Consider the following 16,425-nt stretch of genomic DNA (forward strand, 5'->3'; position numbering starts at 1 on the left):
TAATTAAAACACTTTATATACAAAGTGAAAGTCTTAACGGGTGATATTCGCAGTATCACCTGTTTTTATTTCACTCCCAGAATAATTCGTTTTCCATTCACCTTCACCGTTAACTTATCTGTAGCTCGCAACACGTTTAATATCGGTGTAATATCTTCACTACGATCTAGCTTACCGGCAAAAGCCATATCTTTTATTGATGCATCCAAATAAATTACTTCCATGTCATACCACCGTGCTAATGCCCTCATGATATCTTCCAAACGATCCTGCCGGAAAATAAAATGCCCGTTTTTCCATGCCACGAACAAATCCGGATCAACCTCTCGCACTTGCAACTTCACTCTACCCCGATCCCATTCCGCCTGTTGACTAGGCCGAATCTCCACTTTTTCTTTTTTATCCTCTCCGACAAAAACGACCACTTTCCCTTGCAACAACGTGGTCTGCACATTCGATTCATCGGGATAGGCCTTCACGTTAAATTCAGTCCCAGTCACAAGTACATCCATATCTCTCGTTTTTACAATAAAGGGATGCTCCTTAGAAGCCGTCACGTGAAAGTATGCCTCTCCCTCCAAAATAACTTCCCGTCTTTCTCCTACAAATTTTTTTGGAAATGTAATCACACTCTCGGCATTCAAGTATACCCATGTTCCATCGCTTAAAATCAAATTATACTCCCCACCCGTGGGAACAATGATTTTATTCATAACCTCTTTCTCTTCCGCCTTCTCTTCTTGATTATACTTTATCCGGGAAGAATCACTTACGATCACAATTCCACTCTCCTCTAAATCCTTACTTGCTTTCTGGTCCCCCAGCTCAATCTCCCGACCATCATCCAAAACCAACAAAGCCTTCGCCTTCCCCGGCTCTATCACGGCTTGGGCAATTTCACTAATTCCAACCTTTTCTTGTTTATTCATCCAAATACAAACACCCACGACGCACAACACTAGAATAGCTGCCGCATATCTCCAACACCGATTAATTACTCTCCACTTGCTCTTTATTCCTAGCTCCCGTTTATACATCGTCACGTATCGACCGACATCAATAGATTCCCGTTTCTTCACATATTGCTTCACCCGTTCCCGTTTTACAAGCTCATCATAAAGCAATTTGTTCTCTGGGGACGCTTGAATCCACTCCTGCAACTCTTGTTTTTCATCATCACCCAATCCCTCCCAAAGTTGTTTAGCAATTAACTGACAAATCCTCTTATTTCGTGAAATCACATCCATATTTTTATTTTGATTACATACATATAACAACTGAAAAAACAAAAACGATGAATCCCCTTACAAAAAAAATTATTTTTTATTCATCACTTTTCGAAAGCAAGCACTAAAAACACGTGAATATCAGAAATATAAAAACTAAGACCAGCTCGTAAAATCCAACAAGAAAAGAAAATAAAAATACTCTTTCAACAATCCCTTTAGCCTCTTATAAGCATTCTGTTTCAATGTTCGCACCGAATTAACCGAAATTCCCAACTTCTCGGCAATTTCTCCATTTGAAAGGTCTTGAAGCGACAACAGAATAACCTTTCGAGACTGTGGTGCCAACTCATCTATCGCCTTATAAATTATCGCGTACACCTCTTCTTCAACCACGTTATCCCGCAAATATTCCTCCGATTCCAACATTCCCTTTTGTACATACCGGGAGACAAGCGCATCATGCTTCAATTCATTCAAGGCCAAATTCCTTGCGGTCGTGTATAAAAAACCTTTCACTTTATCCTCCGACTCAAAAGTCTGATTTCCATGCCACAAACGGATAAAACACTCCTGAGCAACATCTGCCGCCGCCTCCATATCGTCCAAGTATTTATCGGCAAACATCACGATGGAAGAGAAATTCTCTTCAAAAAAAACCTTGAACACCCGATTATTTTTCCCGTTTATCCCTTCAATTATATCCATGAAAGCAGTTTTCAAAAATCTTCCTCCAAAAATAAAAAATATATCAATAAATCAATAGTTCGCCATAATCAATCTTTATATTTAAATTTTAGACTACCTTTGTTACGACCGTAACAATTACGAGCATCACAAAGTTAAGAGCATAAAATTTTACAATAGAACATAACGTCTATAAATTGATATACTGCAACATATCAAACATTTGAAATACCTATTGCAAAAAAATTCAAAATGGATCTAATTGTACAGGATTTCATTTCACCTTGAAATTGGAGAAAAATCAAACTATCGTTACTGAAGTAAAATGACAAAAGAAAAATTTCAAACCCGAATTATTAGCTACCAATGTAGAACATCTTAAAAATAAACTATTGCCCAATTATCAAATTGAAATCATTTGTTTGTCAATAGAAGATATGTAAAACCAACTTCCTCCCAACTTCGCCAAACTCCTTCATAGAATAGCCGCATCAAAAAAGATGCGGCCATCAAACATATTTTTAATTCCTATCACTTTCTGCAATTATCCTCGTCCAAATTCCACAATTCTCTCAATTTTATTAACTCCTCCTTTTCATCCGGGAAATACTGTTGAAATGCCCAAACAAAAGAACGTCCAAATTCAATTGCCTCAGGTAAAATCGTCATTTTACGAATATATTCCTTTACTTGATCCGCCTGCCCGAAATAACAAGCCTCAGCCAAATCGCACCAAACAAGGAAAAATTCCTTATCACGCAAATCGGACATCTTGATCAATGAACGCATGTAAGGCATCTCGTTTGCGTCCCCACAATTCCAAGGATTTTCCTTACTCGTAATTCGTCCTGTCGTGTTATTAATCAAATGATCAGACAACATCGTACAAATAATCTTGAAAGAAACCTCTTCATATTTTTTGCCTGCTATTTCACCCCTATTCTCCACGAAAAACTTAAACCGGGGAGCAAACAGATCACTATATTTTAACTCTTCATAAACCACCCAATAACGAGAAGCAAATTTTTCTTTCGAAGACAACAGTCCAAACAAAGAATCCGACAAGTTTTTCACTTCTTCTTTCATCCCGGCTTCCCGGAACACACCCACCGCCATCGGAATTTCTTTTTTTTGCAAAGTTCCTTCCGAGTACTTCTTCATAAAATACCCCCACGAAGTTTTCTCTTTTAATCCCCGCGCCACCCGGGAAATAAAAATATGCAACGTATCTGCCCCCACAATCTTATGCCGCAACGTACCATCCGGCAATATCATCAAAAAAGTAGGATAAGCACGTACGCCATATTCTTCAGCAAACGCCATCCCATCCCCTTTTTCCGCATCAATCTTGAAACACACAAAATATTTATCGAAATACTTGGCAGCCTCCGGCGTCTGCAACACCTCCTCGCTCATCCAGCGACAAGGTCCGCACCAAGAAGTATAAACATCCACGAAAAGCATTTTATTTTGCTGTTTTGCGATTTCCAAGGCTTCTTGAAAATTTCCCTCCATAAACTTCACGCCATGCTGAGCGTATCCGTTCATCATTAACAGACAAATCGATATACTTAAAACAATCCTATGCATCTTCCAATACTATTTACACAAACGTTCTATTTCCCGTTCAACATCCTCAATGTATCCCGGATTACAAATCACTTTTCCTTCCTCATTCAGAATTAAGAAATAAGGCACTCCACTTGTTTGATATTTGGTCAAAAAATCTTTGTAGCCTTCTTTCGTGAGCACATACTGCGGCCATGTGGCTTTCTCTTTTTCAATTGCAACTTTCCAAGCTTTCAAATTTGTATCACAAGATATTCCGATCACTGTAAAAGTATCAGGAAACCGCTCTACTAACTTCTTTACATGTGGAATCGCTGCCATACAAGGTCCACACCATGTAGCCCAAAAATCAACCAACACATATTTCCCTAGAGGAATTACCCCCGATAAATCACAAGCCTTCCCATTCACGTCATTTAAGGCCAAATTCACGATAACATTATCCTTCACCGTTTGTTTTGCATACTCACAGTTCTGCTTGAACTCCTTAAAACGAACGGGATCTGCAGGAATAGAAACAATCGTTTGTTCTAACTTCTCCACCTCTTCTCGGGTTAATTCATAACCACCCCGCATCATAATATTCCCCAAATAAGCTGATACCACGGAATGAGGATGTGAAAGAATAAACTCCCATTGTTTCTCTTTACTATCTTTATCTTTCACGATTGAAAGATTATATGCATTAAAATCTGCCTGCACCTCTCCTCCTATAATCTTAAAACAAGGAGTTATCGGGTCTGAAAATGGGATACTATCATAATGCTCCGTTTCTACTGCCATCTCCACGTTATCCACAAACACCGGTGTATAAGTCCATCTAATCTTCTCGGTTTCATCCTGATCAGAAACAAGAGCCAGATTATTCGTAATCAAAGTACACAACATCGGCCCCTCCACCTGTCCCCTGAGTTCGAAACAACCGTTCTTCACGGTTGTTTCAACAATTACTTCCGAAGGTGCTGTCTCTGCCGTCAAAAGCGAAACCTTAATGCCATCTTTCATCCCGGGTATTTGTCCCTTGATGACAAACCCTTTTTCCTGAGCCGAAACTCCAAGCCCGACAAAAGACAACAACAAACTGATTATAATAAACCTTTTCATAACTAGTACACGTTTACTCCATATTTTCGCAACACCTTCACCATCTCTTCCATCTTCTCAATCACAACGGAATACTCGGCATAGGTTTCCCGGAATTTCGTTTCCGACAAGTTAAAAATCTCCTCCACATAAGCCAAAACATCTAAACTTTTAGTATTAAAAGTCACCATCCAGCTAGAAGCATAGGTGGGCAAAAATCCAACACTTTCCACAGGGAAAGGCACATTCCACGAAGAAATATCATAATAATCTGTACTATAGCTATAAAAAACGGCAAGATCACTATCCTTAATCAAAGAAAGGTTATTAACAATCATCGCTTTCATGATCTCGTTCTTCAAGGTTTCTTTCTCCTCGTCCGATGCCGTCGCAATATCCCCTAAAGCGATTGCCGTTGCCTGCATTCCGGAATAAACGGCAACCTCACCCGGAACATACGTTCCATAAAAATTTTCAAAAAGCACCAATCGCTCTGTCAACAAAATTGAATAGGGATAAAACAATTCCGGCAAACCCGTTAATAACTCATCTTGTACAAATTTTGCTGCTGCCTCTTTTTTCCCGATAACCTGATAAGGAAAGAAACCCAAAGAATCTGCAAAACTATTTGTATTCATATTCCACATCAAATCAACCACTTGCCATTCTACAATTGTTTCCCCCGATAACGTTGTAATATTCCGACATCCCAATGTATCACTAAACAACAAATACACCCCCGTCTTGTCAAAAAATTTTCGACGTAACTCAGCTTCCTCTCCTGTCGCACCTTCTGGCACGGCAAAAAAATTAACCTCTAACTGATCGTTACTTGGCCAGTCTTCCTTACTGCAAGCCCATAAACAAACCGCAATTACAAATCCCAATATATACTTTTTCATTGTATTCATCATTAATTGTTTACATCTTCATACCCCCTCTCGTTCCGAGGATTATCAAGCATTCCTGTATTCTTATCGATCTCCGCTTTAGGCAAAGGCATTACCCATGCGGGATCATCCGTTGTCAATACAAATTTTCGTATCCATAATGTCTCATATTCATACGTCGAACTATTATACGTTTTATTGACATAAACATGCTCCACAGTTACTTCCTGCGGATACTTTTCTGCCACCCGGTAACGCCTTAAATCAAACCATCGATGTCCTTCCAGACAAAGTTCACGTCTACGTTCCTCCCGGATAAACTGCACGAGGTTCTCTCCAGTAAGACCATTTACTTCCGATTCATCAAAAAACTCTCGCTTAATTCTTTTCTCTCGCAAAGTATTTAAAGCTTTCCTTGCTGTCGGTTCATCACCTGCACAGGCCGCCGCTTCCGCCAGATTCAACCACGCCTCCGCTGTTCGCATCAAGAAAACATCTGACAAATCTGTTGTCTGAAAAGTCTCTCCTTGTAATTTTCGATAACGAATAGACCCATCATAGTCAAGAACAAAATATTGCAAACGCAAATCTATCGGATTTCGAGGATTATACGCTTCATACAATTCGTTAGAAATTCGCATATCATTACCGCTAACAAAACCCGGTTCCGTCCCATCATTGCGAGAATAAAATGTCACGTTTCCGGGTAATGAAGACGCCCCGGTCGAAAAAATCAATTCAGACAAATTCGTACTTAGAAATTCTTTCCCGGAAAAACTATTCAAATCTTCTAGTTGAGGTCCATTTTCTGTTACCAATGCCGCATACTTCTCTGCCTCTTCATACAAACACATATACAAATACACCCGGCTTAACATCAATCTCACGGCATTTATATCCGCTCTCCACATGGATTTCTTCGGAACATCTTTCAGAAACTTCTCCGCATCGAGTAAATCCGTCACAATCTGTTTATATACCTCCGCCACGGAATTTCGACTGTAATACTTATCCTCCACATAATTTGATGTCTTGATCGGAACTGCCGGATCACTCTCTGCCGTTGATGCTACATAAGGTTTCCCGTAAAAATTAGCCAATAAAAAATAGTAACACCCTCTTAAAAAATGACATTCGCCCTTAATCCGGTTCACGTTCTGCACATCTTCCTCCTCCGTCATCTCCTCAAATGCTTTCGTCTCCTCCAAAATCATATTACAAGCATTTATATGGGAATACAGATGTCTGAAATCCGCCCCGTCATCCCATACTTGTTTCCCTTCCACGTTTTCATAAACACGGTACTGCCAGGTATAGTAGCCATAAATAGAACCACAAGCACCACCCGCAACCCACGAAAAACCTCCCGTTTGTTGACACAATTCATCAGCCAACACGTGAATCCATGGATAGTAAAGATCCCCGGATACTCCCGAAAATTGCCAGCTATTGCGCGTCTGATATCTCACGAAATAAGCATTTCCCAATAACAATTCATCCAAATCCTCATAACTTCGGATGTAAGCCTTATCCTGCGAATACTCTTCGAGAAATCCCGAACATCCGAATAACGCAAAGACACAAACTACTATATATATAACTTTTTTCATGCTGATCGTATTATATATTAAAAAAAGAATTCACTTTCTTCTCCAAATCTTCACCACGTAAATCTATGGCAACAACTTTCCCCTCCGGATCCAATAAAAACATCTTTGGAACTCCTGTTACATTGTAATGCTTTGCCACGGGACAATCCCATCCTTTCAATGAAGACACGTGAATCCACGGCAAATCCAATTCAGTAATCGCCGCAATCCAAGATTCTCGCTTATCATCCAAAGAAACGCTATAAATCTCAAATCCTTGATTCTTATATTTCTCATAAATCATTTTCAGATTCGGGATCTCTTCCCGACAGGGTCTGCACCAAGAGGCCCAGAAGTCCACTAGCACATACTTCCCTCGCAAAGAATATAACGTCACGTGATTCCCATCCACGTCCGGCAAATCAATATCCGGAGCAATTCCCCCTACACTCGTTTGCCTAAGTATATCAAACTTTTCTTTCAACAACATCCCCGGGTAAGAATTTTTCACATCTTGGGTCAAATGATCATAATGTTCCAAAACCTTCGCAGAAGGATATTTGTTCATCGTAATTAAATTTTCAAGGAAATAGACTGTCGCAATCCTATTCAGATTCGAATCGACAAGCATATCTATCTCCGCATTATGAGCCTCCCATTCTTCATCCGGCAAGGGAAATCCCATGGCAAGGGTACGCAAAAGATTCAAATTCAAATATTTTTCCGAAAAATTCTTCTATAATCTGCTGAATAGCTTAAAATGAGCGATTTATAAGTGTTCAACCTCAATAGAGGTAATGATTTGGCAATAGTCACAACTTCTGCAATATGCATATGTTTGCTTTGCCTAACAACTCTTTACAGTTGCAAAAATACAAAATAAAAATGAAACCACACTATGTTGGTGCAAAAAAACAATAGTCATAAAACAAAGATTAACTTCGCCTTATGACTATTGTTGTCCACATTAAACTTATTTATCATTTAATTGGTTCCGCATGCACATAGTATTCACTGTTTATAGGGTCTTCCCCGTCAGTTTTAAGTATCAGTACCATGCGAGAATGTTTTGTACGCCAATATGCTTTAATATCAGCATCTTCGGGTAGTGCCTTAAACGTTTTACACAGCGAAGCCTTTTCTGTTTCTTTTATAGTACTATGTGCTTCATAGTACTGGTCCATAATCTTCAACAGACCTTCTCTTTCACGTTCAAGCACGCCTAACATATATTCCTTGTCGTTTTTGTCTTTTGCTCCTTTCAGTACAATACGTAACTCTGCATACGGTTTTGTAATGTCTTCTTTGTAGGCAGTAGGTGGAGTTAGGATAAACTCACGGCTCTTGTCCAGCAAGCAATATTCTGTTAGTTCGGGGTTCTTGGAATTATACCTTACGTTATCCCAATCGTAACCAAAGAATCCATCATTCACCAAATAGAGCCTCTTTCGGGCTTGATAGACAATACGGCCATCTTTATAGCCATTGGCATAGACAATAGTATTGTCATGAGGCGTGAAGAAGTATGTGCTCCACCAATAGGAAGTATTCAAACAGTTTGTCTTACGTTCCATGATTCCAAAGCTATCTGGCATATCACGACAATCACTCGTCCAAGTAATTGAATCGTAGTAGTTGTAATAGGCATTATCTGAAGAGTTGAAACCATATTCATCGGTAAGCTCAAATGTTACAAGGCAGAAGGTCTGAAACACAGGGTCTGTGTTGTCTTTGTCGTCTTCTGCATAGTATGCCTTAATCTTAAACTTGCAGTTGTCGGGAACAGAACGGTCAATATCCGTATCATACGTGTAACTTTTCTTCATCATTTCCAAATCGGTTTCGGTCATGCGTTTATATACAATCATGCCATATATAGACTTGTAACCATTGCTGCCATCACTCGTCGCTCCCAATTTTTGTATGGTGTACATTAAGGTCTTGCCATTCGACTCGTCAAGCTTAAGAATCTGCATGTATCTGCTGTCTGTTGTCTGCTTGTTGCTGCCAAACAGTATGAAGCCTTTGTCCATGTCATAAGTCCATGATACACGACTGAAACAAAAGGCTGGCAAGGCATCACTATAAAAATAACTAAAAGCTTGCTGTGATGTCTCAAACCAAAAGTGTGTAGGGCTGCCACCAAATCTGTCTTTCCAAAATTCCTCCTTGCTCAACTTTCCGTTTTCCTGTACCTCATAAGTGGCAATACTCTCCCAACCATAGCCCTTGACCTTACTCTGTATTTCTTCTGCTGCTATTGGCTTTCTCCCTTTTAGCACACAGCACCCCTCATCATTAACAGTATAGGTTTGGTTGAATAGATTCATATCCAACTTACATTGCTCAACACTCAATTCCTCAGACTTATCGCAACTGCCAAATACAACAGTGCAAGCTACGATGAGTGCTATTAACCAAAACTTCTTAGTCATAATAATCCAAATTTAAAGATTTTACATATAGACAGATTACGGATTTTCAGTGTTTCAAATTCTGCTGTCCAAGATAACTGAGTGCAAAAATACAAAAGTATCAACGTAATAGTGCATTTTTTTATTTTTTATAACACTCAAAACATACTTTTGTGCAAATAAAGGAAGAATAAACTACACCTGACAAATCTATTTACATATTTCTATGCACTGCCTACAGTTGGTACACTCACTTTCTGCAACCGTTGGGAGCAAAATTTCTTCGCCCTCATGGTGGAGCGAGGCGTTTTGGGGTTCCCAAAACATAACCTCGCTCCCTCCTCTAAGAACAAAAGACGAGATATTTGCCTTTCGGCTTTCCATGCCCAAGGTTGCAGACCTTAATTCTCTCAATTTACGCCAAACATCAAAGCTGCCACATTGAAAGAACAAGGTCACAGACACAAGCTACTTTGTACATGGAGTTTGCAAAGGAAAAGGTGATATTTTCAGTGTGAAACTTGCCAAGTGTTTCAGTTGTGTGTTGTTGATTTCCTTTGTGAACTATGCCGAGTGTGCTGTGTGTCCTCGGTATAGTCTGCATAAATCTAATGCCATGCTAAAACACTGCGGAGGTTCGCCCAAGTGGCTGGAGGCGCAAAGCCTCCAAGGAACGTTGCTGCAACCATTTCGGAGAATAGAGCGGTTGCCAATTAATCCACAAGCACATTTTACAGCGTACCAAGTGAGGGCATGTAAAACGTTGAATTGTTGAAGATAGGTGTTATCTTTATGAGAACCAGCCACTTATACCCTCAACAAACTCTCAACAAATAGCTCTACACAACAAATTACTGGGCAAAAAAGAAAGAAAGGAATGGTGTTCATGGTTTTCTCTTTTCAACATTATCTTTCTTTTGTTGAGAGATTTGTTGAGAATATGTTGAGCCGTAAATGCCTGATGTTCAATACTTCTTTCATCATATTCAACAATTCAACAAAAATAATGGGTGTTTTGTCCGTCATTTTTATGAACAGAACTCATCCCCCTACAAGTAAGAATGTCATGCTTATGCTTCAGTACTTATTCACGACAGTACGACAGCGCCAAGCCAACAAACAAGAGGACATTCAACTAAAGGCGGTTGTTCTTCTATTGAGTTGTAGGATAATGACACTACTTTTCTCTTTTGCCCCGTACAATCTCTTGAAGATGGTGGCACGAAACCGAGCTGCCCCGTATGAGTTTATACGGAAGCAAAGGGCAACAATCATCGGAAAGCCATACAACGTTTGCCAAATGCCATTGGAAGTTTCCTGTTTCTGTTGGACTTCCGACACCGTCAATAAACCATCCTTGTATATTGACCTTATCACAGCATGGAGTTTCATGGCGGTGACATGAAGCATATCAACCAATTCACCCTCACTCATCCACAAGTCTTGCAAGTTGGACGGAATGGATAACATTCCATTTCCGTCCACGGTGATTACAGTCCTTTTCATGCCATTCCCCCCATTGTCGGCATATGCCCCTTGATTCGACTTTCAAAAGCTGATATGTCATGCTCCAATTTAGTACTTGTCACCTTTGCGTAAATTTGTGTTGTGGCGATGTCCGTATGTCCCAGTATCTTGCTTACACTCTCTATCGGCATACCGTAGTTTAAAGCCAAAACTGCGAACGAATGCCGGCTTACATGAAATGAAATTCGCTTCTTGATGCCACACATTTTTGCCACTTTCTTTATACGCTTGTTTACCATGTCAAGTGAGCCAATATTAAACAAGTGCATATCTTTTCTCAATGGCTTGTAACGTTCAATTATCTGTATGGCTGCATCTATCAGTTTAATTTTGAATGGTACGCCTGTCTTTTGACGCTGAGAAACTATCCATGGAGACCCACTTATAATGGCAACATTGTCCTCTGTAAGATTCTTGATGTCAACGAAAGAGATACCTGTCCAACAACCAAACATAAACAAGTCTCTCGCAAAAGCAAAGTTGGGATTTTCCAACTCTATTCCTGCAAATATGTCCAATTCTTCCTCTGTCAAGAACTCACGCTCCTTGTGGTCTGGGTCAACGTGGTACATGGCAAACGGATTTCTCTGTATCTTGCCGTTGTAGTGTGCTGCCGTGACGATATGCTTCAATGGTATGGAGTATATCCAAATAGTAGATTGCGTGAGTCCAATGACATTCTTCAAATACAGACAAAAATCACGGATGAACTCCTCGGTAAGCTCATTCATGGACATATCGCTGCGCTTGTACTGAAATTTGATGAACTCGGCAACGTACTTTCTTACCGTCAGATACTTGCGGTAGGTTCGGACAGCTCGGTCTTTTCCCACGCGTTGGGCAAAGGCTGCGTTCTCCTTGTCAAAAGCTCTGAGTAATGTCTCATACTCCGTACCTATGCCTTGATATGCGTTTCTCACCATTTCAGCGGTAACGAACGCCTCACGGTCGGAAAGCCGTTGGTAATGCTTAGCGATTTGAGCCTTGATGTTATCAAGCGCAAAGTTCACCTCATTGGCTTCCTTGCTTCTGCCTTTGGCTCTGTTGCCCTTGGCATCCCATATCGCCTTGGTCACGCTCAGCTTGCAACTGAACTGTGCGATAGTTCCGTTGATTGTCACACGTCCCATGATAGGGACAATTCCGTTTCTCTCCTTGCTTCCGTTTACATAGAAGACTGTCTTGAATGTACTTCTCATAATTCCTTGCTTTTTGTTCTGTGCAAAATTAAATCATGAGAGTTGCATGGCAAATTCACAACCTGTGCAGAATTGAGAAGTAAAAACCGAAGCCGTTAAAAATGCTTATTAGAGCGTTTCTTTGAGGTAATGACTTGAAAGCGTTTCTACTTCTCAAATCCGCCATTTTCGCATTTCCTCACGAATGCCACAAAAAGCCAACGACTGCCACAACCACTTGAAACTCAAAACAAAAGCTCAAATCTGCTATTTTTTGCTTTTTTAGTCATTCTTTTTCCAACAAATCCTGTTCCGGACTCCCCGTTACGACTAATTTTCTGGGAATCAACTCCTCCAAAACTCCACCCAAAAAACCTTCTATGGTTATTTCAATAGGTACTTCATCCAACATAATTTCCCTTTTGCCATCACCAACAATCAATACGCAACGCTCGATGCGGTCAATCGGTTTCTCCATGTGAAATTTTTCATTTTTAACCACGGCAGAATCACGTACCGTCGTATCCGCCCAACTATTTAACAAGTAAACTACTTTACCGTTTCCCCCTTTCCATGTTCCAGATATAGAATATTTTCCTTGTTCACTACATGCTGATATACAAAAAAGCAAAGAAACAATTATCGATATAAAAAAATTATTTGCCATAACACATCACATTTAAAACGTCACATTTAATCCAAAAGTAAAAGTCGTTCGTTCAGATAGTTGTACCTCAGTAAAGCCACTCTGCACCGGTGTCTGGCCCTTTAACTTGCTTGAAGTCCAAATAAACGGGTTACTGACAGAAGCCGAAACTTCCAACAACGAAATTCCCCAACAACCCGCATCAAACGAGTAAGTCAACCCTAAATTTGTACACTTCAAATAATCGGCACGGACCACCCGGATATTACTATAGTTATACATTTCCCACCGAGTACTCGCAATTTCGGGCACCTGACCGGAAGTGAAACCCGACCAGTGATACAAATTAGCAGACGAACTTCCATCCGCTATAAAAGCCGGAATATTCGTGTAATTCTCATCTCCTGCATGTTGCCAACGTTTCAAAAAAACTTTATTCAAATTACTCTCCGGACGAATCCGGGCTGAATTATCCGAATACAACTTGAATAATCGTGTTTTAGCCCCCAAACTGTAAGTAAATGCCGCATTCAACCGCCAACGTTTATAATTCACCGTCGTATTTAGTCCTCCAAATACGGTTGGTTCTCTTCGTCCGGATGACTCCAATACTTGCGTGAACGTTTCATACTTTGTCGCCCCGTAAAGCTTTTCCCGTTCATTTTCCATGTCATCAAACAAGGGAAGACCATTTTCCGGATCCAGTCCAATAAACTTATAAGAATAGAATGAACTCACGGACTTTCCTTTCACAACAGCCGTCCCATTCAGAAAGTTTGAACGTTCATACTGATCGGCCGAAGGCAAAGTACTTACTTCATTATTCGCATGAGAGAATGAAGTAGAGATATACCAACGCAAATCATCCGTTTTTATCGGGCTCACAGTGAATGAAACATCATACCCACTATTTACGACCTCACCACCGTTCACCACGTACGAGGCCATCCCGTTCACTTCGGATATTTCCTTTTCCATATAAGCATCAGTAGTCTTTTTCCGATAGTAAGCAGCACTTACCATCAAACGACGTTTAAACATAGAAAATTCCACTCCCAGATTCAACGATCCCGTTTTTTCCCATTTCAATGCAGGATTCGGGTAAATGTTAATGTTCGATACATACTCCCCGTAATGATTATCTTCCGGTTTCTTGGTAATAACCATCACTGGAGACTGATTATCCAACATATTCCCTTGATACCCGTAAGACATCTTCAAACGCAAATCATCGAACCAATCGCCATCACCCGCGAAATGCTCTGCAATATTATAAGTAAACGAAGCCGACCAAATCGGTAAAATCTTATCATTACTTCTTTCCCCGAATTGATTCGAACCATCATAACGCATATTGGCATTCAGCGTGAATAAATTCCCATAACTATACGATACGCTACCGTACCACGACAACATATTACTCAGATTATCTGTTATTTGCGGTACATTTGTTGCCACCCATTCATCATACGACGGGTAAGTTCCCGGAGTCACCGTAACAAATTGCTTTCCCCGCTCCGGATCATACCCCCGGGTGATATTCTGATAAGCATCATATTTCGTAGAGTTCACTTCCATCCCGGCCGAGGCATTTATACTATGTTGCTGACTTACTCCCCAATACCTATTTAAATCTACCTGCAAACGAAACATATAGGCTTTATTTCGAACATTCTGCACGGTCAACTCTCCCCCTTTAGGCATAAGAGTACTCTCGTCCAATTTATCACCATAATTACTATACCGGATATTTGCGGCATAATAACTTTTAGCCCCCCAATATCCCTCAATATCCGTATTTGTAACAGAATAGGACAAGATCGTTCCTATTTTCAACCATTCCCATGGTTTTATATCCAGATTCGCTCGAAACGTCACGGCAGAACTCTCCTGTTCCTTATTGCTATTCTCCAATTCATTCAATATATTATAGTTATAATAACTAAACGATCCTCCCGGTACCTGATAAAAACTATATTCTCCATCCTCCGTGTAAGCAGGAATCGCACGACTGGTATTATAGGCATAATTAATTGGCGCAATCTCATCCTGATAATATTTCCGTTTCGAAGTATTAGCATTCATATTGAATGAGGCCGCCAACCAAGACGCAAAATTCATATCCAAATTTAATGTACCCGTATATCGTCTGTCCAGATTGGGTTTCACCACATCTTCCTCTATATTCACTCCAACCGATGAATAATATCGAATTTTCTCCGTACCTCCCGTCACGCTTAACGTATGAGAAGAAGATAAAGCATCCCGTGTTAATAACTTAAACCAATCCGTGTTTGTCTTTCCAAGATAAGCTACTTGATTCTCAAACTCCTTATAAGTAATCGTCCGGTTATACAAATCCCGCAACAACTTTTCATATCCCACCCACGTCACGTCAGAAGAATACTGATATCCCGCTTCCGCTAACTCTCTGGAAACACCCAACCGCTCCTTAGCACTCATCAAATCAATATTCCGGTCAGAATAACGAGGTCTTAATTTCAACGTGGCGGTTCCCCGGTAAGAAATTTGCGGTTCCCCAACATGTCCCCGCTTCGTGGTGATCACAATCACACCATTAGCCGCCTTCGTACCGTAAAGAGCCGTAGCAGAAGCATCTTTCAACACGTCAATACGTTCAATATCCTGCGGGTTAATACCCGAAATCGCATTACCGATACGATTGATATAATCCGGATCATTCAACTCGTCCGGGGAAATCTGAACAGGATCTTGAACAATCACCCCGTCAACCACCCACAATGGTTCCCGATTCCCAATCAACGTCGAAGTTCCCCGAATCCTAATTTTCGGGGCAACACCCGATTCACCGGAATTCGTCATCACCATCAAATCTGGAATCTGACCTTCCAGCATCTTATCTATTGTCGTTACACCAGGAATCATAATATCTTCCATTTTCACCGAGTTAATAGCACTCGTAGACTTTCGGCGGTCAATCACCTGGTAACCGGTCACCACGACCTCATCCATCTCGCTCACATCCTCTTCCAACACGACACGAAGCTCCGGTTCGCCCTTCCATTTCACTTCCTTTGTCCTCATCCCCACGAACGAGAAAACCAAGATCAAAGAATCCCGTTTAGGAAGCGTTATAACAAAATCCCCTGCAATTCCAGTAGCCACCCCCGTCGTCGTACCCTTCAACACAACTGTTACCCCGGGCAAAGCCGCTCCTCGAGAATCCTTCACGACACCTTTAACCGTCACACGATCCTCTTTTCCATCATTCGCTTCATGTTTCGTAAGTATGATCACGCCATTGTCATACAAACACTTGATCCCTTTACCGGCAAAAACTTCTTCCAACAAATCCATCACTCCTCGATCTTCTACCCGTACATCAAAACGAGGAATTGCCTTCACGTACTCACTCTTGTACATAAAACGAATACCCGTTTGCTCCTTAATCTCCCGAAGAAATTCTTCCACACTACAATTTTTCATGTCCACGCTGACCACTTGATTCTGGGCAATCACATCACCTCGAACCTGAACCAGTAACACGAACATCAGAAAACACATCATTTTCATCACTCTAAAGATTTTTTGAGCCGAGCGTAAATTTCCTTTACATTCTCCACTTTTTTTCATA

12 protein-coding genes are annotated in these 16,425 nt (G+C 40.6%); all 12 read right to left on the reverse strand.

What is annotated here, in order from left to right; translation table 11 throughout:
* Positions 1–65 precede the first annotated feature (65 nt).
* The 12 genes from D8S85_RS09540 to D8S85_RS09600 all read right to left on the reverse strand — a co-directional run bounded on the left by D8S85_RS09540 (position 66) and on the right by D8S85_RS09600 (position 16,424).
* Positions 66–1,247, reverse strand: coding sequence for a FecR family protein (locus tag D8S85_RS09540; RefSeq protein WP_106480512.1), 1,182 nt, complete (start codon positions 1,245–1,247; stop codon positions 66–68).
* Between the two features lie 135 nt (positions 1,248–1,382).
* Positions 1,383–1,934, reverse strand: coding sequence for a sigma-70 family RNA polymerase sigma factor (locus tag D8S85_RS09545; protein WP_127075005.1), 552 nt, complete (start codon positions 1,932–1,934; stop codon positions 1,383–1,385).
* A gap of 510 nt (positions 1,935–2,444) precedes the next feature.
* On the reverse strand, positions 2,445–3,503 hold the full coding sequence (locus D8S85_RS09555; RefSeq protein ID WP_127075006.1) for a thioredoxin family protein: 1,059 nt from the start codon (positions 3,501–3,503) through the stop codon (positions 2,445–2,447).
* A gap of 9 nt (positions 3,504–3,512) precedes the next feature.
* Positions 3,513–4,586 (reverse strand): TlpA disulfide reductase family protein, encoded by a 1,074-nt coding sequence (locus tag D8S85_RS09560; RefSeq protein ID WP_127075007.1) that lies wholly within the window; start codon positions 4,584–4,586, stop codon positions 3,513–3,515.
* Between the two features lie 2 nt (positions 4,587–4,588).
* Positions 4,589–5,467 carry a hypothetical protein gene (locus D8S85_RS09565; protein ID WP_127075008.1) on the reverse strand — a complete coding sequence of 293 codons (879 nt, stop codon included), beginning with the start codon at positions 5,465–5,467 and terminating at the stop codon, positions 4,589–4,591.
* A gap of 11 nt (positions 5,468–5,478) precedes the next feature.
* The gene (locus D8S85_RS09570; RefSeq protein ID WP_127075009.1) at positions 5,479–7,065 is read right to left on the reverse strand and encodes a RagB/SusD family nutrient uptake outer membrane protein; all 1,587 of its coding nucleotides are present in this window, start codon (positions 7,063–7,065) and stop codon (positions 5,479–5,481) included.
* A gap of 10 nt (positions 7,066–7,075) precedes the next feature.
* Complete coding sequence (locus tag D8S85_RS09575; protein WP_127075010.1) at positions 7,076–7,753, reverse strand: TlpA family protein disulfide reductase; 678 nt, start codon at positions 7,751–7,753, stop codon at positions 7,076–7,078.
* A gap of 271 nt (positions 7,754–8,024) precedes the next feature.
* Positions 8,025–9,326: a hypothetical protein gene (locus tag D8S85_RS09580; RefSeq protein ID WP_127075011.1), complete on the reverse strand. Its 1,302-nt coding sequence runs from the start codon at positions 9,324–9,326 to the stop codon at positions 8,025–8,027.
* Between the two features lie 1,263 nt (positions 9,327–10,589).
* On the reverse strand, positions 10,590–10,964 hold the full coding sequence (locus tag D8S85_RS09585; protein WP_038606222.1) for a hypothetical protein: 375 nt from the start codon (positions 10,962–10,964) through the stop codon (positions 10,590–10,592).
* Positions 10,961–12,184, reverse strand: a complete 1,224-nt coding sequence (locus D8S85_RS09590; protein ID WP_022459668.1) for a site-specific integrase — start codon at positions 12,182–12,184, stop codon at positions 10,961–10,963. The genes D8S85_RS09585 and D8S85_RS09590 overlap by 4 nt, the downstream gene beginning before the upstream one ends.
* 265 nt (positions 12,185–12,449) lie before the next feature.
* Complete coding sequence (locus D8S85_RS09595; protein ID WP_127075012.1) at positions 12,450–12,830, reverse strand: DUF4369 domain-containing protein; 381 nt, start codon at positions 12,828–12,830, stop codon at positions 12,450–12,452.
* Between the two features lie 12 nt (positions 12,831–12,842).
* Positions 12,843–16,424: a SusC/RagA family TonB-linked outer membrane protein gene (locus tag D8S85_RS09600; RefSeq protein WP_127075013.1), complete on the reverse strand. Its 3,582-nt coding sequence runs from the start codon at positions 16,422–16,424 to the stop codon at positions 12,843–12,845.
* Position 16,425: the final 1 nt, after the last annotated feature.

The sequence above is a fragment of the Butyricimonas faecalis genome, from assembly GCF_003991565.1.
GTDB classification, from domain to species: Bacteria; Bacteroidota; Bacteroidia; order Bacteroidales; family Marinifilaceae; genus Butyricimonas; species Butyricimonas faecalis.